The organism is Halalkalibacter lacteus (assembly GCF_036663595.1).
GTDB lineage: Bacteria > Bacillota > Bacilli > Bacillales > Bacillaceae_D > Halalkalibacter > Halalkalibacter lacteus.
On the sequence record NZ_JAWRVL010000003.1, the window covers coordinates 55760 to 79740 of the forward strand.

Here is a 23981-nt window from a genome sequence, read left to right on the forward strand (position 1 = left end):
GAGAGAACCATCTAACATATGGTTCTCCCTTAGTCTATCAGTTCATCTGTTTACATACCGCTAAATACATCGATGATTGAAGCGATAATGAAAAGGGTAGCAAAGAATCCAAAAGGAACGATAAACCCAACAGCTGAATCGATTGCGTCATTTCGTTTACATTGAACTTCTTTTTCAAAATGCATTTGGCACTCCTCCTTATACAAATTTAAGTATACGGGATCAACTAAAAAAATGCTAGAAGAGGTTATTTAAAAAGGTTAGTTCTTTAACCTTTTTTACACGAAAATAACCATGTTCAAGAAATTGTTAGAAAGCTTTTGGGACTTTTGGTTTGTCTGTAAAGAGTTGTCACCTATAGTTTTGCTTTGCATAGGATATTATAAATAGTGCAAGGCGGTCGTGGTTATCGTCGTGAATAAGAGGTCCCGGGTTCTTATTTCATGACGTTTATCATAAATGGGGGTTTGGCATATAAGGAGCTAGACCCCTTTCTCATTTTCCTTGTCAACGAAAGGTTCATTGTCTATCCTAAAAGTATGTGTTTAATAAAGTAATGCAAGTGAGCTTACATATGAATGACTACATCAAAGCACACTGCATCATGAAATACTTATTAAACATTATGCTCATAGGACCAGAAAAGAATCTAATGCATAGTATACCAAAATTCTTTGGTACATATGCAAGAAAATGAGGAATGAACATGTCATATTTAAAGGTAAAAAAGGAAGTTCAGCAAGGAAATATAAAACCTGTTTATTTTATGTATGGTACACAAACTTTTCTGATGGAAGATCTTTTATTTCATATAATTAAAAACACTGTCGGTTCTCTAGATGACCCAAATATCATCACGTTCAGTTTACAAGAAACGCTACTGGATACTGCGGTAGAAGAGGCTGAGACATTTCCCTTTTTTGGTGGGAGGAAAGTAGTTGTTTTAAAAGATTTTTCTCTAGTGTCGAGTCAAAAACAAGAAACGAAATTGGAGCACGATATTACTAGGCTACAGCAATACATAAAACAACCTTCACCCGATGCTATTTTCATTATACAAGCACCGTATGAAAAATTAGATGAACGGAAAAAAATAACAAAAGAGTTAAAACAGACAGCTGCATTAGTTGAATGTTTCCCTTTTGATAATAAAATGCTAGTTCAATGGTTAGATAATCAAGCTGAAGCAAAAGGATTTGGTTTCACGAATGATGGAAAGGAACATTTATTAGCGCGAACAGGTCCCCACCTTTTAATGCTTGCATCTGAAATGGAAAAACTTGCATTGTACGTTGGTGTCAACGGTGTGGTTGATGCAGAGGTTGTTGACTTGCTAGTTGCACGATCACTTGAACAAGATGTGTTTGCTTTGATTGACTTTGCGGTAAAGCAACGATTAGATAAAGCGTTGATCATTTATCATGACCTATTAAAACAAAAGGAAGAACCTTTAAAGCTCCTTGCTTTAATAGCAAGGCAATTGCGTATTTATTATCAAGTAAAAGAAATGAGCAGACGATCATATTCACAAAAGCAAATGGCTGCACAACTAAAGCTTCATCCGTATGTAGTGAAATTAGCAAGCCAGCAAGTGGATAAATTTAAAGGTGAACAGTTGCTACGGTTGCTTGAGGCTGCAACAGACACTGACTATGCAATTAAATCAGGGAAAATGGAGAAAGTTCTTGCTGTCGAATTGTTATTAATGAAATTAGCGAGTGTTCATTCAAAATAACTAAAAGTACGGGGAGTGCAATGGCTCTGCGCCTGCGAATTGAGAAACCTACTCATAGCAGGCTTAAAACCAGACAGGGGCTCCACTCATTTGAAAAAAACACACGACTTGAGATCGTGTGTTTTTTCTTATTATGCAGAAAGGCCGTTAAGCTTTTTAGCTAGACGAGACTTTTGACGAGATGCTGCATTTTTATGGATAAGACCTTTGTTTGCTGCTTTATCAAGCTTTTTAGTTGCTTCAGTGAAAGCTGCTTTCGCTACTTCAACATCACCAGCTTCAACTTTTGTTTCAAAGTTCTTGATTGCAGTACGTAGAGCAGACTTAACAGAGATATTTTGTGCACGACGCTTGTCAGCTGTTTTCACACGCTTAATTGCAGATTTAATATTTGGCATATCATTCACCTCCTAATAAATGTTGTTCAGGTTGATCCCAGTCCATCTATTATGAACGGTTTCGCTTCTTGTTTTAAGGTACGGTGACACGTTTCGCATCATTCATACAACAAATTGCATTCTACCAAAAAACAGACATAATTGCAATAGAAGAATGAAAACACGTAGTGCCGGAAACACTACAATCACGAGAGATTCTATAGTAGGAGTGTGATCTATATGACTGATGAATTGAATCTTGACCAATATCAAATACGTACTGACTTAGCAGTTGAAGCTCATCAAATGGTTCTTGAGCAAGAAGAGAAGGCAGCAAAAGGAAAAAAACCAAAAGAAGTGAGCGGGGTACAAATAAATGAAGAGACCATTGATGATGTTACGATAACCCACGTTATCATTGATGAAGTGGGTGCAAAGCGTTTAGGAAAAAAAGCAGGTAACTATTTAACCTTTGAAGCACAAGGCATTAGAAAAAAAGATACGGAGCTTCAAGAGAATCTGGAACGTGTTTTTGCCAATGAATTTTCTAAATTCATGAAGGGAATTGGTATAAAAGAAACAGACACTTGCTTAGTTGTGGGACTTGGGAACTGGAATGTTACACCAGATGCCTTAGGTCCAATTGCGGTGGAAAATTTACTAATTACAAGTCATTTGTTTAAATTAGCTCCAGAACAAGTTCAAGATGGGTTTCGTTCTGTTAGTGCTGTCACACCTGGAGTAATGGGGTTAACAGGAATTGAAACGAGTGATGTAATTTATGGAATTATTGAAAAGACAAAACCAGATTTTGTTATTGCGATAGATGCTCTTGCTTCCCGTTCAATTGAGCGAGTGAATTCAACGATCCAAATTTCAGATACAGGCATTCATCCAGGTAGTGGGGTTGGAAACAAACGCAAAGAACTAAGCAAAGAAGCGCTTGGAATTCCCGTTATTGCAGTAGGAATTCCAACAGTAGTTGATGCTGTCTCGATCACGAGCGATACAATTGACTACGTGTTGAAGCATTTTGGACGTGAAATGAAAGAAGGGAATGCCCCTTCTCGCTCGCTTGCACCAGCAGGCATGACTTTTGGTGAAACAAGAAAGTTAACAGATGAAGATTTGCCGGATGAAGCGAAGCGAGAGACGATTATGGGGATGATTGGAAATTTACCGGACAATGAAAAACGTCAGTTAATACGAGAAGTGCTTGCGCCACTTGGTCATAATCTAATGGTAACACCAAAAGAAGTCGACGTCTTTATCGATGATATGGCAAATGTCCTAGCTGCAGGCTTAAATGCAGCATTGCATCAAAGAATAAATCAAGAAAACGTAGGTGCTTACACCCACTAACCGCAGCATGCGGAGCCATTGCCGCTTCGAAGCGAAAAGGGTAGGTTTCCCTTTTGTAACAAACTCGAAGCAAAACTATAGCGTTTAGTTTAGAAACCTCTATTATGGGGTTTCTTTTTCTTTTTCTTTTCATAGTGTGAATTTGGTTTCTTTTTTCAGTTCTACTTGAACTTTTCTGAACATAGTAGTGGGTTAGAAGCTCCTTACCATTACAGCACTGGACAAGATACGATGTACAAGCTACCCACACGAGGAGAAGGGATGAGAACATGAAAAGAAACCAGTTTCGTAGCTTCACGGTTTCGATCAATCGGACGAGCTTAAAAAAACTAATTGTTATGACTATTATAGGGATGATGGCGTTATTTATCTTCACTGGAATGCTAACTTCATTTGAACCAGGTTATGGACTTGCTTCGAACCAAGTTCATGAATGGGCAAATGGGATAAAAGGAGAAGATTTTCTTCATGTAATGGGTATGGAAAATAAACTATTTACACGGGCATTGCCAGAAGGTAGTGAGCCTCCTAGTCTTTCAAATATAGCATTTCAAGTAGCGACGAGTATCAACCCTGATGACCCGAGGAGTTTACTTGGAAGGGAGTTGCCTGGTTTTGCTTTATATGATGGACAAATCATAGTAGCAGGAGATGGAATGGACTATACGACTCTTCCGGTTGAGTCAGCCCCACCAATGGATGTTATTATGGCGGAACGGGAAGCAACCAAAGAAAGTTTGGCAAAGTTAGATGAAATGGAAAAAGAAGCAAAACAATCGGAAGGTACAACAAATGGACGAAAGGTTGTTCATATTATTCATTCACATAATACAGAATCCTACTTACCGGAACTAGAAACGAATGTGCCTAATGAGGCGTTCCATAGACAAATTAATATTACTTTGGTTGGTGAGAAACTAGCACAAGAACTGGAAAAACGCGGGATAGGAGTTGAAGTAGAAGAGCGAGATGTTCAAGCAAATTTGGTTGATAGAGGCTGGCAGTATAACCAATCATACGATGCTTCTCGTGCATTCGTAAAAGAAGCGATGGAAAACAATAGTGACCTTGAATTTTTCTTTGATTTGCATAGAGACACGATTCCTAGGGAGAAGACAACTGTAACCATTAATGGTGAAGAATATGCACGTACAGTGTTTGTAATTGGTGGGAACTATGAAAACTATGAACATAATATGCAATTGGCAAAAGAGCTGCATACTTTACTTGAGAAGAATTACCCAGGTTTAAGTCGGGGTGTTATTTTTAAAGATGGACGTCTAACAAACGGGAAATTTAATCAAGACTTATCGAAGAATTCAGTTCTGATTGAAATGGGTGGAATCTACAATTCGTTAGAAGAAACAAATAGATCTGCCGAGGTAATGGCGGAAGTATTCTCAGAATATTACTTTAATTCTGGTGCGGTAGACGCTGAGTAAGCGAGGAGGATTCACATGAAAAAACTGGTTGTGAGAATGTTCGTTATAAGCTTGCTTTTATTACTAGGTGCATTGTTTGGGGTTCAACAAATGAATGAGAAGCTTGGAATCTCACAACCAGAACCTCTTGTTGTTTTGAAAAAGCAAGAAGGAAAGCAGATTGAGTCGAAGAAAGGGAATGAACTTGTACAGAAACAACAAAATGAGCTAGTAGAGAAAAAACAAACGGTTGAAGAAGTCGGCAGGTTTAACTTCTTCTCTGATATGGGGAATGCGATAGCAGACGGGATGAACTATGGAAGCCGTGCAGTTCTATCACAAATAATGTCTTTTGTTGATAATGTTTTAAATGGAGAAAAAACTAACGCAGAGTAATTGTAATATGTTAGTTTTTTTATGTTGTGTGGGAGAAGGGAGAAGCTGATAGCTTGTTTTAGAGAACAGTTGTTGCTTGGTTCTTAAACGATTGGTATAATTAAAAATAGTGTACCTGTACGAGAATGTAGGAGTGATCATGTAATGAGTAGAGAAAAAAGGCTAGCACGGCAGGCGAAGATTCGTAACTTTTCGATCATCGCTCATATTGACCACGGGAAGTCGACACTTGCTGACCGTATTCTAGAAAAAACGGGCGCGTTAACCGACCGTGAGATGAAAGAACAAACACTTGATGCAATGGATTTAGAGCGAGAGCGCGGAATTACGATTAAATTAAATGCTGTTCAGCTTACGTATAAAGCAAAGGATGGCGAAGAATATATTTTCCATTTAATTGATACACCTGGACACGTCGATTTTACATATGAAGTGTCACGCAGTTTAGCAGCGTGTGAAGGGGCTTTATTAATTGTTGATGCAGCGCAAGGAATAGAAGCTCAAACGCTTGCAAATGTTTATTTGGCGCTTGATAATGACTTGGAGATTCTCCCTGTCATTAATAAAATTGATTTGCCTAGTGCAGAACCGGATCGTGTGAAGCAAGAGGTGGAAGATGTCATTGGGTTGGACACTTCTGATGCTGTACTCGCGTCAGCAAAAAATGGTATCGGTATTGAGGAAATCCTAGAACAAGTAGTAGAAAAAGTACCAGCTCCAACAGGAGATCCTGAAGCACCGTTAAAAGCACTTATCTTTGATTCACTTTACGATTCTTATCGTGGTGTTGTTGCCTATATTCGTGTTGTTGAAGGGACAGTTAAGCCGGGTCAAAAAATTAAAATGATGGCAACCGGAAAAGAATTTGAGGTAAATGAAATTGGGGTTTTTACACCAAAAGTAGAGAAACGTGACGAGTTAACTGTTGGTGATGTTGGTTTCTTATCAGCCGCAATTAAAAATGTTGGGGATACTCGAGTAGGTGATACGATCACAAATGCTAATAATCCTGCTACGGAGGCATTGCCTGGTTACCGTCGTATGAATCCAATGGTTTATTGTGGTTTGTATCCAATTGATACAAACGAGTACAACGATTTACGAGAAGCGTTAGAACGTCTTGAATTAAATGATGCTTCATTACAATATGAACCAGAGACTTCTCAAGCATTAGGCTTTGGTTTCCGTTGCGGCTTCTTAGGACTTCTTCATATGGAAATCATCCAAGAGCGGATTGAGCGTGAATTTGGCATAACGCTAATCACAACAGCTCCAAGTGTTATTTATCGGGTGAAAACAACAAGTGGAGAAGAAGTGCGAATTGATAATCCATCAAATATGCCTGAAGCGCAAAAAATTGATGATGTTGAAGAACCATACGTAAAGGCAAAGGTTATGGTGCCAAACGATTACGTTGGCTCAGTCATGGAGCTTTGTCAAAAAAAGCGTGGTATATTCATTGATATGCAATACCTTGATGCGAACCGCGTTCAAATTGTTTATGAAATCCCGTTATCTGAAATTGTTTATGATTTCTTTGATCAATTAAAATCAAACACGAAGGGGTATGCATCCTTTGATTATGAATTAATTGGTTATAAGTCATCTAATCTTGTGAAAATGGATATTCTTTTAAATGGTGAGACAGTTGATGCTTTGTCAGTGATCGTTCACCGTGATTTTGCATATGAGCGTGGGAAGATAATCGTTGAAAAATTAAAGGAATTAATTCCTCGTCAGCATTTTGAAGTTCCTATTCAAGCAAGTATCGGACAAAAAGTTATTGCTCGTTCAACCATTAAAGCGATGCGTAAAAATGTCCTTGCAAAATGTTATGGAGGGGACATCTCTCGTAAACGTAAGCTACTTGAGAAGCAAAAGGAAGGTAAGAAACGGATGAAATCAGTTGGGAACGTAGAAGTACCACAAGAAGCGTTTATGGCTGTACTTCGTATGGATGACTAACATGTACGTAAACCGCAGGATCGCTCCTGCGGTTTTGGCTTTTAAAGAGATTAAAAAAAGGAAGGAGGTAAGAAGTTTGATTACAGCAGCATATGTCCATATTCCTTTTTGTGAACACATTTGTCATTATTGTGATTTTAATAAGGTGTTCTTAAAAAACCAGCCAGTTGATGACTATATACATTCACTGTTACTCGAGATGAAAAGGACGATGAGAGATCACCCAACCACTGGATTGAAGACAGTTTACATTGGTGGTGGAACCCCAACGGCGCTAACTGCCAAGCAACTTGATGTCTTATTAAAAGGAATGCAAGAAGTGCTTCCATTAAAAGACATAGAAGAATACACAATCGAAGTCAATCCAGATAGCATTGAAGAGGACAAGCTTGCTGTGCTTAAAAAGAACGGAATCAACCGACTAAGTATGGGGGTTCAAACGTTTAACGAGTCGTTACTAAAAGAAATTGGTCGAACTCATACAAGAGCAAGTGTAGAAGATGCCGTTGTTAGAAGTAGAGTAGCAGGTTTTTCGAATATCTCTCTTGATTTAATGTTTGGATTACCAAATCAATTACCAGTTCATTTTAACGAAACGATAACTGAATCTTTAGCATTAGAGGTTGAGCATGTTTCTGCTTATTCTTTAAAGATCGAGGAAAAGACGGTTTTTTATAACAGGCAACGCCAAGGAAAGCTAACATTGCCACCTGAAGAAGATGAAGTTACTATGTATCAAGATCTTTTAAGACGAACTAAAGATGCTGGTTTTGTACATTACGAAATTAGCAATTTTGCAAAAGCTGGTTTTGAAAGTAAACATAATCTCGTCTACTGGAACAATGAAGAATATTATGGTTTTGGTGCTGGGGCTCATGGGTATGTGAACGGAATTCGTCATCAGAACCATGGTCCGATTCCTAAATACTTAAAAGCGATTGAACAAGGTAGTACACCAAATCTTCAAACGCATAGAGTCAGTCCTGTTGAACGGATCGAAGAAGCAATGTTTATGGGATTGCGGAAACGAGATGGTGTGAACCTCAAATTATTTAAACAGTTATATGGACGATCACTAACCGAGTGTTTTCGTCAACAAATAGAGTTCCTTCGAGATCGTGGTCTCGTAAAGATGGAAGACAATTGTATTAAATTAACTGAAGAAGGTTTATTACTAGGTAATGAAGTGTTTGAGCAATTTATTTCGGTTTTAAGTGACGAATAATACAAAAGTTTAAATGTGGAAGACGGGAGTAGTGTATATTTATATATTGAAAATATGGAAGGCACACTTCTTTATCTTGTTTTACTTCTTAAAAATAAGGTTTAAATGATTGACAAAACCCAACCTATTTGGTAATTTAGCATTAGATTTAGCACTCGAATGCAGTGAGTGCTAACAGAGGTGATGAGGGGATGTTAACAGATAGGCAATTGTTGATTCTGCATGCTATTGTTGATGATTATATCCGTTCTGCAGAGCCAGTCGGTTCCAGAAGCATCTCAAAGAGAGATGATGTTACGTTTAGTCCGGCGACAATCCGTAATGACATGGCTGACCTGGAAGAGTTAGGTTTTTTAGAAAAGCCACATAGTTCGGCTGGACGAATCCCATCTCAAAAGGGGTATCGTTATTATGTCGATAATCTTCTCATGCCTCATCATTTAACGGCTGATGAAGAATTAGACATTCGATCTATTTTCAATGATCGAATTAGAGAAGTAGAAGAAGTAATTCAACATTCAGCTCGAGTATTATCAAATATGACGAGTTATATTTCACTTGTTCTTGGTCCTGAAATGTTTGAAGCTACTTTACGAAACATTCAAATTATCCCACTTAGTAAAGGCTCTGCAATCTTAATTCTTGTTACGGATACAGGACATGTTGAAAACCAAACGATAGTGGTTCCAGAATCAATTGAACCAGCTGATTTAGAACGGACAGTTAATATTCTTAACGACCGGTTAATGGGAGTTCCGCTTTATAAGCTCAGACAAAAATTACACACTGAGGTAAAGAGTGTTCTTCGTACTCATATGCAAGACTATGAGCACATTTTACAAATGCTTGCCCCATCTTTAGATATAGAGAAGGTAGAAAAAGTATTTTATAGTGGGAAAACAAACATTTTGTCACAACCAGAGTTCAGAGATGTTGATAAGGTTCGTATGCTCCTTAATATGTTAGAAGAAGATAAGACGATGCATCAAATTCTTCGTTCACCCCAAAATGGAATTCAAGTGAAAATTGGTCAAGAAAACAATTTGGAAGCATTTGACACTTGTAGCTTAATTACGGCTTCTTATTCGATTGCTGGGAAGCATATGGGGACAATTGGAATACTTGGACCAACACGGATGGAATATCAGAGAGTAATTGGAGTTGTTGATATGTTATCTAAAGATCTAACAAGGCAATTAACGAACTTGTATCAACAAGGGTGAAAATGGTAATATTGACAATTAGTTGTGAAGTGGCTCTTCAATAACTTTTTGTCATACTACATAGATTATAGTTAATTTTACTAGGAGGTGAACGAGTTGACAGAAAAAGAAACGCAAACGATGGAAGAAGAAACGGTTGTATCAGAAGAAACTGCGACAGGTACAAACGAAGAAGCTGAAGAAACGGAGCAAGAAGTTGAGTTGAATGAAGAAGACGTACGTCTTGCTGAAATTGCTGAACTTAATAACCGTATTCTTAGAATTCAAGCTGATTATGATAATTTCCGTCGCCGGTCTCGTGAAGAAAAAGAAGCGGCTGCGAAATATAGAGCTCAAACCGTTATTGAAGCGTTACTTCCAGTAATTGATAACTTTGAGCGTGCACTACTTGTAAAACCTGAAGCAGAGGAAGCAAAATCTCTTCTTCAAGGAATGGAAATGGTCTATCGCCAGTTCCAAGATACACTGAAAAATGAAGGTATAGAAGTCATTGAGACAGTTGGTCAAACCTTTGATCCACACTTACACCAAGCTGTTATGCAGGTTGAGGAAGAAGGGTTTGATTCAAATCAAATCGTGGAAGAATTACAAAAAGGGTATAAACTAAAGGATCGCGTACTTAGACCATCTATGGTTAAAGTTAATGCGTAATCCTTTACATATAGAAATGAAAAATGACAATTCTTAAATTGGAGGAATAATTCATGAGTAAAATCATTGGTATTGATTTAGGTACAACAAACTCTTGTGTTGCTGTTATGGAAGGTGGCGAGGCTACGGTTATCCCGAATCCAGAGGGTAATCGTACAACACCATCCGTTGTAGCATTTAAAGACGGAGAGCGTCTTGTTGGGGAAGTAGCAAAGCGTCAAGCAATTACAAATCCGAATACAGTAATGTCTATTAAGCGTCAGATGGGAACAGATTACAAAGAAACAGTTGAGGGCAAAGACTTTACACCTCAAGAAATTTCTGCGATTATTCTTCAGAAATTAAAGTCTGATGCAGAAGCATATCTAGGTGAAACGGTAACAAAGGCTGTTATTACTGTTCCTGCCTACTTCAACGATTCACAACGTCAAGCAACGAAGGATGCTGGGAAGATTGCCGGTCTTGAAGTAGAGCGTATTGTTAATGAGCCTACAGCTGCTGCACTTGCTTACGGTCTTGAAAAAGAAGAAGATCAAACAATTCTTGTATATGACCTTGGTGGTGGTACGTTTGACGTATCAATCCTTGAACTTGGCGATGGTTTCTTTGAAGTTAAAGCGACTTCTGGAGATAACAAACTTGGTGGGGATGACTTTGACCAAGTAATTATTGATCATCTTGTTGAGCAATTCAAAAAAGACAATGGCATCGATTTATCTCAAGATAAAATGGCGATGCAACGTTTAAAAGATGCTGCTGAAAAAGCAAAGAAAGATCTTTCAGGTGTAACTCAAACTCAAATTTCACTTCCGTTCATCACAGCTGATGCAACTGGTCCTAAGCATTTAGAGCTTAGCTTAAGTCGTGCAAAATTTGAAGAGCTTTCTTCTGATTTAGTAGAACGCACACTTGCTCCAACTCGTCGTGCGCTTTCTGATGCTGGTCTATCTGCTAGTGAGATTGATAAAGTCGTTCTTGTTGGTGGTTCAACACGAATTCCAGCTGTTCAAGCTGAAATTAAGAAATTAACTGGTAAAGACCCTCATAAAGGTGTAAATCCAGATGAAGTAGTTGCTCTTGGTGCAGCTGTTCAAGCGGGTGTGTTAACTGGTGATGTGAAGGATGTTGTTCTTCTTGATGTAACTCCACTTTCGCTTGGTATTGAAACAATGGGTGGCGTATTTACAAAGTTAATTGAACGTAATACAACGATCCCAACTTCAAAATCACAAACATTCTCAACAGCTGCCGATAACCAACCTTCAGTTGATATCCACGTCTTGCAAGGTGAGCGTGAAATGGCAGCATACAACAAGACACTGGGGCGTTTCCAATTAACAGATATTCCACCGGCACCACGTGGTGTTCCGCAAATTGAAGTGACATTTGATCTTGATGCGAACGGTATCGTTAATGTTAAAGCGAAAGATCTTGGAACAAACAAAGAGCAATCTATTACAATTACATCATCTTCAGGTTTATCGGATGACGAAATTGAAAAAATGGTCAAAGATGCAGAAGCGAATGCTGAAGAAGATAAGAAGCGTCGCGAAGAAGTCGAGCTTCGTAATGAAGCAGACCAACTTGTTTTCACAACTGATAAAACGCTTAAAGATCTTGGCGAAAGTGTTGAACAAGAGGAAAAAGAGAAAGCGGAAGCTGCAAAAGATAAGCTAAAGCAAGCAATTGAGTCAGATGATATTGACGAGATTCGCACAGCGAAAGACGAGCTTCAAGAAATCGTTATGGCGTTATCAACAAAGATGTATGAGCAAGCTGCTCAAGCTGCACAAGGCGCTGAAGGTGCTGAAGCTGGTGCTGAAAAAGCAGATGATAATGTAGTTGATGCGGACTATGAAGAAGTAAAAGAAGAAGAGAAAAAATAATAAAGACTGTCTCAGGAAGGGTCAGACCCCGACTAGATAGCGCAATATATAGGAGATCATCTCTTACGAAGGTTCATAATAGTGTGCTATACGGGTCAGACCCTAGGGTATTGAATCAGCCTTAATGTCAAATAGCAACCTGAGAAGTTGCTTCTTGATTGAGTAATGTAGAAAAGTCAAAGTCAGAGTAGATGACTTTGGCTTTTTCTACGAATGTATACCAAAAAGAGGATAATGTTTCTTCTATCCTACATCTTGCAGATATAGATAAGATGATGATAAGATGAACGTTATGGAATAGAATCGGGAGTGTTAACATGAGTAAACGAGATTACTATGAAGTTCTTGGTGTCGATCAAAGTGCTTCAGTTGACGAAGTGAAAAAGGCGTATCGTAAATTAGCACGTAAATATCACCCAGATGTCAATAAAGAAGCTGACGCTACGGAAAAATTTAAGGAAGTAAAAGATGCCTATGACACGTTAAGTGACCCACAAAAAAAATCACATTACGATCAGTTCGGACATACTGATCCGAATCAAGGATTTGGCGGTGGATCTGGAGATTTTGGTGGAGGTTTTGGTGATATATTTGATATGTTCTTCGGTGGCGGCGGTGGACGTCGTAACCCGAATGCACCACGTCAAGGTGCCGACCTTCAATATACGATGACACTTGATTTTAAAGAAGCAGTGTTTGGTAAAGATACGGAAATTGATATACCTCGTGAAGAAACGTGTCAAACTTGCAAGGGGTCCGGAGCGAAACCAGGAACAAAGCCAGAGACGTGTTCACATTGTGGCGGGGCTGGTCAATTAAATGTAGAACAAAATACACCATTTGGTCGTGTAGTGAATCGTAGAGTATGTCACCACTGTGAAGGTACGGGTAAATTTATTAAAAACAAATGTACAACTTGTGGTGGAAAAGGAAAAGTACGTAAACGGAAAAAGATCAGCGTAAAGGTTCCTGCTGGTATTGATCATGGTCAGCAACTTCGTGTATCAGGTCAAGGGGAAGCTGGTGTTAATGGTGGACCTGCTGGCGATTTATATGTGGTCTTTAATGTGAAACCACATGAATTTTTTGAACGTGATGGTGATGATATTTATTGTGAAATGCCACTTACGTTTGCACAAGTAGCACTTGGGGATGAGATTGAAGTACCAACGTTAAACGGAAAAGTAAAGCTGAAAATTCCCGCAGGTACACAAACAGGTATGAATTTCCGCCTTCGTGGAAAAGGAGTACCGAATGTCCATGGACGTGGACAAGGTGACCAACATGTGAAAGTACGTGTTGTAACACCGAAGAACTTAACGGAGAAAGAAAAGGACATGATCCGTGAATTTGCCCAGATGTCTGGTGGACAGCCAGATGAACAAAATGATGGATTCTTTGCTAAAGTAAGAAGGGCTTTTAAGAGTTAATAATTTAAAAAGTGGAGTTGGTAGAAATGATGAAATGGTCGGAATTTAGTATTCATACGACAGAGGAAGCGGTTGAGCCAGTCTGTAATATTTTACATGAAGCTGGTGCAAGTGGTGTCGTAATAGAAGATCCCATGGACCTTGTTCGTGAGTGGGGCGATCGTTTCGGTGAGATCTACCAACTCTCTCCTGATGACTATCCAAAAGAAGGAGTCATTATTAAAGCATATTTTCCTGTTAATAGTTTTCTAGCAGAAACGCTTGATGAAATTAAAGAGTCTATTAATGGCTTGCCTATGTATGATATCGATCTTGGACATAATAAGGTTCAAATTGTAGAAGTTCACGAGGAAGAATGGGCAACTGCATGGAAGAAATATTATAAGCCTGTGAAAGTTTCTAGTTCGATCACCATTACTCCAACATGGGAAAAGTATGAACCAACAGAAGAAGAAACAATTATTGAACTCGATCCGGGAATGGCTTTTGGAACAGGAACTCATCCAACGACTGTTCTTTGTATTCAAGCTTTAGATAAAGTTATTCAAGGTGGGGAAAAGGTTGTTGATGTAGGTACTGGTTCAGGAGTGTTAAGTATCGCTGCGGCAAAGTTAGGGGCGAAAAGTACTCTAGCGCTTGATCTTGATTATGTCGCTGTTGAAAGTGCTTCGCAAAATGTGTTGCTTAATCGTGTAGAAGATGTCATATCGGTGAAACAGAATAACTTACTTGAAAACATAGAGGGACCGTATGATATCGTAGTAGCGAACATTCTAGCAGAAGTCATTGTTCGTTTTGTTCAAGATGCGGCAGCGGTTCTTAAACCAAACGGAACGTATATTACATCGGGTATTATTAAACGAAAAAAGCAAGAGGTAAAAGATGCGCTTGTAAGTGGTGGATTTATCATTAATGAAATTGTTGAGATGGATGACTGGGTAGCCATTATCGCGAAAAAAGCGTAAAGAGCATAACAAAGGGTCTGACCTTTTTAAACCCTACAAACAAAACCATAGTGAGGACGATGACGATGCAACGATACTTTGTTGCGAAAGAGCAAATGACGGATCGACACATTCATATTATTGGTGATGATGTCAGGCACATTCTAAGAGTAATGAGGATGGATGTCGGTGATGAGATTATTTGTAGTAATAATGATTCACGAACGGTTAAGTGTTGTATTTCAAGTCAAACGGAAAAAGAAATTATTGCTGATATTATAGAAGAATTACATCCAAATACAGAGCTCCCTGTTCATGTGACGATCGCGCAAGGACTTCCTAAAGGAGACAAGTTTGAGCTGATTGTTCAAAAGGGAACAGAGCTAGGTGCCTCGGGGTTCCTTCCTTATGCTGCCGCGCGTTCCATAGTTAAGTGGGACAAAAAAAAGGCAGGAAAGAAGATTGAGCGATTAGAAAAGATTGCGAAGGAAGCAGCTGAACAGTCATATAGAGAACGTATTCCTACTGTTTATGACATTCATTCTTTTGCTGAGTTGAAACAAGAGCTTTCCTCATATGATGCTGTCCTTTTGGCGTATGAAGAGTCAGCCAAAAGTGGGGAGCAAGCAAAGTTAGTAAAAACGCTTACGGCACTCTCGCCTCGTTCATCGATCTTGATTATTATCGGACCTGAAGGTGGTATGACAGAGGAAGAGGTTAGCCAGTTGACAGAAGAAGGAGCCATTCCTTGTGGGTTTGGTCCTCGTATAGTACGTACGGAAACGGCATCACTCTATGCGCTTGCTGCTATTTCGTACCATTTCGAATTAATGAGGTGAAGGTAATGCCTACTGTTGCATTTCATACATTAGGTTGTAAAGTAAATCATTATGAAACAGAAGCGATTTGGCAACTGTTTCAAAAAGATGGATATGAGAAGGTGGAATTTGACGCAACGTCAGATGTTTATGTGATTAACACTTGTACAGTAACAAATACAGGAGATAAAAAGAGCCGTCAAGTGATTCGTCGTGCGATTCGGAAAAATCCCGATGCTGTTATTTGTGTAACAGGTTGTTATGCTCAAACGTCACCTGCAGAAATTATGGCCATTCCTGGGGTAGACGTTGTTGTCGGTACACAAGATCGTGTGAAAATGCTTGAGTATATTGAAGAGTTCAAACGTGTACGTGAACCAATTAATGGAGTCGGGAATATTATGAAGTCACGCGTTTATGAAGAGCTTGATGTGCCAGCGTTTACAGATCGTACACGTGCTTCTTTAAAAATTCAAGAAGGTTGTAATAACTTCTGCACATTTTGTATTATTCCATGGGCACGTGGCCTTATGCGTTCACGTGATCCACAAGAAGTTATAAAACAAGCAACGCAACTTGTTGAGGCAGGCTACAAAGAAATCGTGTTAACAGGAATTCATACAGGTGGTTACGGAGAAGACTTAAAAGATTACAGTCTTGCTCGTTTACTTGAAGATTTGGAACAAGTAGAGGGATTAAAACGTATTCGTATTTCTTCGATTGAGGCTAGTCAGCTTACAGACGAAGTGATCAATGTGATTGATCGATCAGAAAAAGTCGTACGTCACCTTCACATTCCACTTCAGTCTGGTTCAAACGCGGTGTTAAAACGAATGCGCCGTAAATATACAATGGAATTCTTTGGAGAGCGCCTAGATCGTCTAAAGGAAGTTCTACCCGGCTTAGCTGTTACCTCAGATGTAATTGTTGGTTTCCCCGGAGAGACAGAGGAAGAATTCCAAGAGACGTTTGATTTTATTTTGAAGCATAAATTTAGTGAACTTCATGTTTTTCCATATTCAAAACGTACGGGAACACCAGCTGCTCGTATGGAAGATCAAGTTGAAGAAGAAGTGAAAAATGAGCGAGTTCATCGCTTAATTGAGCTCTCTAATCAACTTGCAAAAGAGTATGCTTCAAACTTTGAAGGGGAAGTCCTTGAAGTGATTTTAGAAGAGCGTGATAAAGATGATAAGGATAGTGGGTTATTCGTTGGTTATACTGACAACTACTTGAAAGTAAAAGTTCCAGCTACAGAAGAGATGATTGGAAAGCTTGTTAAAGTGAAAATCACTCAGGTTGGTTATCCATTAAATCAAGGGGAATTTGTTCGTGTTATTGAAGATGGAAGAGCAAAGCAAATCGTAAATGGATAAATGAAAGGCCTTGAGTATCACTTAAGGCCTTTTCTCAGATGGATATCCTTTTAGATTTGTAGCAAGAACAAGATATTAATGATATGATTGGATGAACTACATGATAATACTAGCCCACTAGGGGAGCCGAATGAGGCTGAGATTAAAGTATAACTTTAAACCCTTTGAACCTGAACTATATTATAGCTTAGGGAAGTGGACATCATATGAACAGCTATTTTTTGGAAGTATAGTTACGAATGATGACCGCTCTCGAAATTAGAAGCGGTCTTTTTAGATTGTATTTGCAATTTTTTGAATTGGAGTGTTTAGATTGTTAAGTGCTTATGAAGCAATAAAACAAGATGTCAACGATTTTATCAATCAACCAGCTTCAAGTGATGCAGAATTTAATGCATTGGCGTTAAAAGTATTTCAGTTTCAATATGAATACAATCAAACGTTTCGAAAGTTTTGCAGGAAGCGTCGTGTTTCACCGAGAACGGTGAAACATTTCACTGAAATTCCTCCTGTACCGATTGATGCCTTTAAACTTACAACATTATCTTGCCATCCAGTTGATGGGACAGAAGCGTTATTTATGACGAGTGGAACAACGAATCCAGAAAAGCGTGGAAGAAACTATCACCGTGATTTAGATATTTATGATTTATCGATGAAGACATTTTTCAAAGCGTCTATCATGCCAGATCTAGAAAAAGTGAAAATGTTTGTTCTTTTTCCAACAGAAGAAGTAATGCCTAATTCCTCACTAGCTCATTATTTACATATTGCTAAGAAAACGTTCGGAACAGAAGATAGTCTATATGCATTTAATACAGACGAGTTTCAAGTAGAAAAGCTGGTTGAAGAACTTCGTCTAGCAGAAAAGAATGATGAACCAGTCTTATTAATAGGAGCAAGCTTTTCGTTTATTCATTTACTAGATGAATGCAGCACAAAGGGCATTAATTTTCAGTTGCCTCAAAAAAGTCGCCTGATGGATACAGGTGGGGCAAAGGGGCGGTCTAGAGAAATATCACCAGCCGAGTTTAAACAAGAGATGAGTAATCTATTTTGCTTACCTTTAGAAATGTGTCTGAATATGTACGGAATGACAGAACTTAGTTCACAAATGTATGATGGGAATCTTCTTCATAACGAAATGCACCTTACCAATCCCACCAAATACACACCACATTGGATGAGGACGGTTGTGATTGATATCGAACAAATGGAAGAGAAGCCAATAGGTGAAAAAGGCATTATTGTCCACTATGATCTTGCTAATCTTAATTCCGTAATGGGAATATTAACAGAAGATATGGGGATCAAAACAGAAGTTGGGTTTTATTTACTAGGTAGGGCTGCTGGTGCAGAAGCGAAAGGCTGCTCGTTAGTTGTCGATCAGTTTGTAGCACCTGAAAAATCATCAAGGGGAGATGTTGTATGACAACAAGCTTTTCTTGTTTTCATGTACCAACGCGATGCAAACAGTTACTTAGTGAAACCCCATATAAGACATTAGTGTTTGAGCATCATGGAGAAAAGGTTGAATTACAAGTTCCAGAGTTGACTCCAGATCTAATCGAAACAATAGCAGAAGCACTAAAAAAACAACAATCTGACTACGTACAAACACTTCATACGAATGAGATCATTGCTGTTTTCGACCAAGCTGTTCAAAAGTGGTTACATCCTGAGTATGAGTTACGAAAACAAGCCGAACGACTATTGCCAATTATTACAGGCTATGACGGTGAGATGATTCGCTTATTTATTAGTCGTTATGTAAAACAATTTCGGAAAGAAAAGTTGCAGCGGATGGTTGATGAAGATTTTCCTAACCCTCTTGTACTAGATGAATTTCGTCCGCGAAAATCAGGTGGGTTACAAAGAGCATACGGGCCCAAGCTCATTACTCATATTTTTTCAGGTAATGTTCCAGCTCTGCCGCTTTGGAGCTTAGCTGCGGGTATGTTACTTAAGTCAGCTACAATTGGAAAGGTATCATCTTCTGAGCCGTTATTTCCCGTGTTGTTTGCAAAAACGATTGCTGAAATTGATCCAAGGCTAGGAGATGCAATGGCAATCTTATGGTGGAAAGGTGGAGACGATGCTTTAGAGACAGTCAGTTTTCAATGCTCGAATGCTGTGATTGCTTATGGTGGAAAAGAGACGATTGAAACAGTAAGGCAGAAAGTACCTTCACATGTAAGTTTTCATTCACATGGTCATAAGGTTAGTTTTGGTGTGATTACGAAAGATTGTTTAGCAACAACGAGAGGCTGGCAAACCGCGAAACTTGCCTGTTATGATGTGTCCTGGTTTGATCAGCAAGGATGTTTATCACCGCATGTGTTTTTCGTGGAACGAGGCGGTACATATTCTGCACGTGATTTTGCACAGATGATTGCAAATGAAATGGACAATTTTCAATTAACCCACCCACGTGCAACGTTAACAGAGGAAGAACACCATGCGATTGTAAAGCAACGGACAGCGTTAGAATTTGAAAGCTTTGACAATTCTGCTCTTGATCTGATTAAGAGTGAGCAGGGGACAGAATGGACAGTTGTCTACCTGGAATTAGGTGAAGAAAAAAAGAGAGAATTTCCAATTTCCCCACTTAATCGTTTTGTGACAGTCATTCCGGTCAATAACATAATGGAAGTCAAACAGTATATAAAAAAAGTTGAAGGCTTTGTGCAAACGGTCGGGGTTGGTTGCTCACCTCAGGCATTTTCTCCAATCATTACCATGTTAGGAGAATGTGGCGTGAATCGAATTTGTGCACTAGGATCCATGCCTCACCCAGAGCCAGGGTGGCATCACGATGGAAGGTTCCATTTAGCTGATTTAGTGAGGTTTTGTGATGTTGAGTCGACGGTAGAAGATCAAATGGATTTCTTTGATGTTTACAGAGAGTAAAGGAGAGTGAGGAAAAATGACGATTATTGCATGTCAAGATGTCTCCTTGCAGTTTAAAGGCGATCAAACTCCTGTACTCGATCACATTGACTTACAAGTTCAAAAGGGTGAGTTTGTTAGCATCATTGGAAAAAGTGGAAGTGGAAAAACGACTTTGTTGCAAATGATTGGTGGGTTGTTGAATCCGACTAAAGGTGACATCACTGTATTAGGGAATGTAATCACAGAGCCACTTACCGAAATCACGTATGTGTTTCAAAGGCCAGTACTATTAGAATGGCGTACTGTTTTAGAAAATGTCCTTATGCCAATCGAGTTAAAAAAAAGACCGAATCAAGAGGATCGTAATAAGGCGAAAGAAGTACTTGCTTTAGTAGGTTTAGCTGATCATACAAATAAGTATCCTCATGAATTATCTGGGGGAATGATGTCTAGAGTAACTTTAGCTAGAGCATTTATGACCGAGCCGGAAATCTTACTTATGGACGAGCCTTTTTCATCATTAGATGCCATGACAAAAGAGCAACTTCAATTAGAATTAATGAAGTTAACAGATCAATTTTCTTCTACGACGATCTTCATTACCCACGACATTACAGAAGCTGCATATTTATCTGATCGTGTTGTTTTGTTAGGAGAGCAACCTGCAAGAGTAGTAAAAGAATTTCAGATGCCCTTTTCTAGACTTAGACCAAAAAAGCTTAAATATGATCCTTCTTTCATCAAGGTCGTAAAAGAACTTTATGACTCTATTGACGGATTAGGTGGGAGTTCATCATGAAGAAAACGAGGATTTTCTCTTTTTTGTTGTTTATCATCATGCTTATTACTTGGGAATTTGTTGTACAAGTTAAGGGTATTTCAAAAATCATTTTACCTGCACCGACGACTATTGCTGCTAACTTGTTTCAGCATTTTCAAAGCGGTTATTTTTACCCGCATATTATTGCGACAGCATTTGAAGTGTTTGGAGGATTCTTCATTGGGGCTATTCTCGGAATTGGATTAGGATTTCTTGTCGCACAGTCTAAAACAACGCAGGAAATATTACAACCCTATATCATTGCTTCACAAGCCATGCCGAAATTGGCGCTCGCACCGCTACTTGTATTGTGGTTTGGCTTTGGTTATACACCTAAAATCATCATTGTTGCGCTTGTTTGTTTTTTCCCTTTGTTTGAGAGTACGGTGACAGGACTCTCTCATGTAAGTCGAGAGAAATTGGCACTGTTTCAATCATTAAAAGCAACAAGATTTCAAACGTTACGTAAATTACGCCTTCCGACTGCGATGCCATTCATTTTTTCAGGCTTGCGCGTTGCGGTAGTTTTAAGTGTAGTTGGAGCCGTTATTAGTGAATTTATCGGGGCAAATAAGGGCTTAGGTGCGCTCATTATTGCATCTCAAGGGATGTTAGATACAACATTAATGTTCTCTGTTTTTATTTTACTTACCGTAATAGGAATTTTATTGTATCAGTTAATTAATTGGGTTGAAGCACTATTCTTTAAAAAATATAGTTATTCTAGGGAGAAATGAAATGAAACTACTTATCAAAAAAATTAGTACTGCTTTATTCTTTGCTGCATTAACGATTAGTGTAGTTGGTTGTGGGGCAGAGGGGGAAGTACAGGAAAATAGTGAAGAGAATGAGGATGTTATCCAAGAGCAACAAGTTGAAAAAATAAAAATGGCCTCTTGGAGTCAGCCAATTACAGAGCAAAGCAATCTTTATTTAGCAGAGGAAAAAGGCTGGTTTGACGAAGCGAGCATTGATTTTGAATACATTCCTGGTGCTGGTGGTGGAGATGCTGTTCGAAATATTATTGCAGGAAATGCTGATATCGCATTTGCAAATGTTGAAGCTGTTTTACTAGCTCTAGAGCAAGGGGAGGAATTACGAGTCATTTATAACATTTACCCTGAGAACGTGTTTAATCTCATTTCTCTTAAAGAAAGTAATATTAAGAGCATGGAAGATCTACGTGGGAAAAATGTTGGCGTCTATAGCTTGAGTAGTGGAACGTATCAAAATCTACTCGTTCTTTTGCACCAAGCAAACATGACAAAAGATGATGTCAATATTATTGAAACGGGAGTTCTGAATTTTGGCCCATTAATGACGAAACAGGTCGTAGCAACTGCGGCAACGGACACAGGACTTTTTGATGCACAAAGAAACGAATTAGGTGAAGTGAAGATTATTGAGGTTAAAGATGTGTTAAATACTCCTGCTGATGTGTTTGTTGTCACGGAGAAGACTTTTCAAGAGAAAAGAGAAGCATTGGTACGATTTTTGCAGGTTTATCGTGATAGCGTTGCCTATACGATGGAACATCCTGAGGAAGCGGCTGAAATTGCTGTTTCAGCTGCCATTGATGGTCAAGATATAGAAAGGAATATTGAAATTATTACCATTCGAAATCAGACTTCAACGAACGCGGAAGTGAATGATAATGGGTTGGGTTGGTTAAACCTAGATATATTACAAGAAGTTGAAAAAACCTATTATGACTTAGGATTATTAAGTGAAAGAGTGAATATTGAAAATATCACGACGAATGAATTAGTAGAACAATTAAACTAGGGGGATAGGATGGATATTGAATTGCAACAAAAGGTTGTTCTCGTTACGGGATCAAGTCGAGGAATCGGATCGGCCATCGCAAAAGGTTTTGCTGAGCAAGGTGCAACCGTTGTGATTAATTATGTGAAAAGCAAGGAGCGCGCCGAACAGCTTGCTAGTGAATTAATGGAGCAATATGATGTTGATACCTTTACCGTACGAGGAGACGTAACGATAGCTTCAGATGTGAAAGCGATGACGGAGGCAATTATCGCAGAGTTTAGTACTGTTGATATCGTGGTTAACAATGCACTGCACGCATACACTTTTGACCCAGATGGTAGAAAGCTTGCTTGGGAGCTAGAATGGGACGATTACCAACGTCAAATTGATGGATCACTAAAAGCGACATACAACGTTTGTAAGTATGTAATTCCAATTATGAAAGAAAAGAGATCAGGTCGGATTATTAATATGGTAAGCAATTTAGTCTATCGTCCGGTCGTTCCTTATCATGATTACAACACAGCTAAAGGAGCCGTTCTTGCTTTTTCTCAAAACTTAGCTGTTGATATTGGGGCATTTGGAGTCACGGTAAATTGTGTTGCTCCAGGACTGGTTTATCCGACAGATGCTAGCCGAACAACAAAAGAAGAAGTGAAAGAAATAATAAAAAGTCAAACACCTCTTCACCGGATTGCCAAGCCAAAAGATGTCGTGGGAAGTGTTTTATTTTTTGCGAGTAACTGGTCAACTTTTATTACAGGACAATGTATGGTCGTTGACGGAGGCTTTGTTATGAAATAGGCGAAATCTTTCAGGGGAAAACCATGATTAGAGTGTGCGAACTCTATTCATACTAAACTTGCCGGTATCACACGTCACAAAACAACTACTAGGCTAAAATTGATAAGAAGTACGGATTACTTACATAAAGAGAGGATGTTGACAATTGAGTAAGTCAATTGCAAACCTGATTGATCATACGGCGTTAAAGCCTGATACAACGAAAGAGCAAATTGAAACGTTATGTGCCGAAGCGAAAGAGTATCAATTTGCTTCTGTTTGTGTGAACCCTACATGGGTACAACTTGCAGCCGACCTATTGAAAGAGTCAGCAAATGTAAAAGTATGTACAGTTATAGGATTCCCTCTTGGAGCATCAACCCCTGAGGTAAAAGCATTTGAAGCAGCAAACGCAATTAAAAATGGAGCAACGGAAGTAGATATGGTCATCAATATTGCCGCACTAATAGATAAGAATGATGAGCTAGTTGGACGAGATATACGAGCAGTTGTAGATGCAGCCAAAGGAAAAGCTCTAACGAAAGTAATTATGGAAACGAGCCTTCTAACAGATGAAGAAAAGGTTCGTGCGTGTGAGTTAGCTGTAAAAGCAGGAGCAGATTATGTAAAAACATCAACTGGCTTTTCAACTGGTGGAGCAACCGCCGAAGATATTGCTCTAATGCGTAAGACTGTCGGGCCTAATATAGGTGTCAAAGCGTCAGGTGGCGTTCGTGATCTAAAAGGAGCAAAAGAGATGGTCGATGCTGGTGCCACACGGATTGGTGCTAGTGCTGGTGTGTCCATTGTGAATGGAGAACAAGCTAAAACCGATTATTAAAGAAAAGGCGAGAACACTCTCGCTTTTTTTATACTATGACATCTTCCTTGCTTAGAAGACATGTTAATT

At 38.9% G+C, this 23981-nt stretch carries 22 protein-coding genes and 1 riboswitch; of the genes, 20 read left to right on the forward strand and 2 right to left on the reverse strand.

Annotated elements, in window-relative coordinates; genetic code table 11:
• Positions 1-50: 50 nt before the first annotated feature.
• A complete protein-coding gene (locus SAZ04_RS02965) occupies positions 51-185 on the reverse strand; it encodes a YqzM family protein (protein WP_332690835.1) in 135 nt (44 codons plus the stop codon).
• A gap of 521 nt (positions 186-706) precedes the next feature.
• Between SAZ04_RS02965 and holA the strand changes: the two genes are divergently transcribed.
• Positions 707-1735: a DNA polymerase III subunit delta gene (gene holA, locus SAZ04_RS02970; protein ID WP_332690838.1), complete on the forward strand. Its 1029-nt coding sequence runs from the start codon at positions 707-709 to the stop codon at positions 1733-1735.
• A gap of 131 nt (positions 1736-1866) precedes the next feature.
• Here the strand turns inward: holA and rpsT are convergent, their stop codons facing one another.
• Positions 1867-2133: a 30S ribosomal protein S20 gene (gene rpsT, locus SAZ04_RS02975; protein WP_332690841.1), complete on the reverse strand. Its 267-nt coding sequence runs from the start codon at positions 2131-2133 to the stop codon at positions 1867-1869.
• 219 nt (positions 2134-2352) lie between these two features.
• Between rpsT and gpr the strand changes: the two genes are divergently transcribed.
• From gpr to deoC, 19 genes are all read left to right on the forward strand, one after another.
• A complete protein-coding gene (gene gpr / locus SAZ04_RS02980) occupies positions 2353-3474 on the forward strand; it encodes a GPR endopeptidase (protein ID WP_332690846.1) in 1122 nt (373 codons plus the stop codon).
• A gap of 269 nt (positions 3475-3743) precedes the next feature.
• Positions 3744-4916, forward strand: a complete 1173-nt coding sequence (locus tag SAZ04_RS02985; protein WP_332690849.1) for a stage II sporulation protein P — start codon at positions 3744-3746, stop codon at positions 4914-4916.
• Between the two features lie 15 nt (positions 4917-4931).
• Entirely contained in the window at positions 4932-5291 is a 360-nt protein-coding gene (locus SAZ04_RS02990) for a DUF3679 domain-containing protein (RefSeq protein WP_332690852.1), read from the forward strand.
• A 144-nt stretch (positions 5292-5435) separates the two neighbouring features.
• Positions 5436-7256: a translation elongation factor 4 gene (gene lepA / locus SAZ04_RS02995; RefSeq protein ID WP_332690857.1), complete on the forward strand. Its 1821-nt coding sequence runs from the start codon at positions 5436-5438 to the stop codon at positions 7254-7256.
• Between the two features lie 76 nt (positions 7257-7332).
• Positions 7333-8481 carry a radical SAM family heme chaperone HemW gene (gene hemW / locus SAZ04_RS03000; protein WP_332690860.1) on the forward strand — a complete coding sequence of 383 codons (1149 nt, stop codon included), beginning with the start codon at positions 7333-7335 and terminating at the stop codon, positions 8479-8481.
• A 191-nt stretch (positions 8482-8672) separates the two neighbouring features.
• A complete protein-coding gene (gene hrcA, locus SAZ04_RS03005) occupies positions 8673-9704 on the forward strand; it encodes a heat-inducible transcriptional repressor HrcA (RefSeq protein ID WP_332690863.1) in 1032 nt (343 codons plus the stop codon).
• Between the two features lie 96 nt (positions 9705-9800).
• The gene (gene grpE / locus SAZ04_RS03010; protein ID WP_431308947.1) at positions 9801-10355 is read left to right on the forward strand and encodes a nucleotide exchange factor GrpE; all 555 of its coding nucleotides are present in this window, start codon (positions 9801-9803) and stop codon (positions 10353-10355) included.
• A gap of 53 nt (positions 10356-10408) precedes the next feature.
• A complete protein-coding gene (dnaK, locus tag SAZ04_RS03015; RefSeq protein WP_332690869.1) occupies positions 10409-12241 on the forward strand; it encodes a molecular chaperone DnaK in 1833 nt (610 codons plus the stop codon).
• Positions 12242-12558: 317 nt separating this feature from the next.
• Positions 12559-13671, forward strand: coding sequence for a molecular chaperone DnaJ (gene dnaJ / locus SAZ04_RS03020; protein ID WP_332690873.1), 1113 nt, complete (start codon positions 12559-12561; stop codon positions 13669-13671).
• A gap of 29 nt (positions 13672-13700) precedes the next feature.
• Positions 13701-14636 carry a 50S ribosomal protein L11 methyltransferase gene (gene prmA, locus SAZ04_RS03025; RefSeq protein ID WP_332691373.1) on the forward strand — a complete coding sequence of 312 codons (936 nt, stop codon included), beginning with the start codon at positions 13701-13703 and terminating at the stop codon, positions 14634-14636.
• Positions 14637-14701: 65 nt separating this feature from the next.
• Positions 14702-15454: a 16S rRNA (uracil(1498)-N(3))-methyltransferase gene (locus SAZ04_RS03030; RefSeq protein ID WP_332690876.1), complete on the forward strand. Its 753-nt coding sequence runs from the start codon at positions 14702-14704 to the stop codon at positions 15452-15454.
• Between the two features lie 5 nt (positions 15455-15459).
• Complete coding sequence (mtaB, locus tag SAZ04_RS03035) at positions 15460-16809, forward strand: tRNA (N(6)-L-threonylcarbamoyladenosine(37)-C(2))-methylthiotransferase MtaB (protein ID WP_332690879.1); 1350 nt, start codon at positions 15460-15462, stop codon at positions 16807-16809.
• A gap of 109 nt (positions 16810-16918) precedes the next feature.
• A riboswitch (TPP riboswitch) is annotated at positions 16919-17020 on the forward strand.
• 102 nt (positions 17021-17122) lie between these two features.
• Positions 17123-18241 (forward strand): LuxE/PaaK family acyltransferase, encoded by a 1119-nt coding sequence (locus SAZ04_RS03040; RefSeq protein ID WP_431308948.1) that lies wholly within the window; start codon positions 17123-17125, stop codon positions 18239-18241.
• On the forward strand, positions 18238-19719 hold the full coding sequence (locus SAZ04_RS03045) for an acyl-CoA reductase (protein ID WP_332690885.1): 1482 nt from the start codon (positions 18238-18240) through the stop codon (positions 19717-19719). The genes SAZ04_RS03040 and SAZ04_RS03045 overlap by 4 nt, the downstream gene beginning before the upstream one ends.
• A 16-nt stretch (positions 19720-19735) precedes the next feature.
• On the forward strand, positions 19736-20500 hold the full coding sequence (locus SAZ04_RS03050) for an ABC transporter ATP-binding protein (RefSeq protein ID WP_332690887.1): 765 nt from the start codon (positions 19736-19738) through the stop codon (positions 20498-20500).
• Complete coding sequence (locus tag SAZ04_RS03055) at positions 20497-21258, forward strand: ABC transporter permease (protein WP_332690888.1); 762 nt, start codon at positions 20497-20499, stop codon at positions 21256-21258. Before SAZ04_RS03050 ends, SAZ04_RS03055 begins: the two co-directional genes overlap by 4 nt.
• Before the next feature lies 1 nt (position 21259).
• Positions 21260-22306: an ABC transporter substrate-binding protein gene (locus SAZ04_RS03060; protein ID WP_332690890.1), complete on the forward strand. Its 1047-nt coding sequence runs from the start codon at positions 21260-21262 to the stop codon at positions 22304-22306.
• Between the two features lie 9 nt (positions 22307-22315).
• Positions 22316-23092, forward strand: coding sequence for a 3-oxoacyl-ACP reductase (locus SAZ04_RS03065; protein ID WP_332690892.1), 777 nt, complete (start codon positions 22316-22318; stop codon positions 23090-23092).
• 145 nt (positions 23093-23237) lie between these two features.
• Complete coding sequence (gene deoC / locus SAZ04_RS03070) at positions 23238-23912, forward strand: deoxyribose-phosphate aldolase (RefSeq protein WP_332690894.1); 675 nt, start codon at positions 23238-23240, stop codon at positions 23910-23912.
• Positions 23913-23981 lie beyond the last annotated feature (69 nt).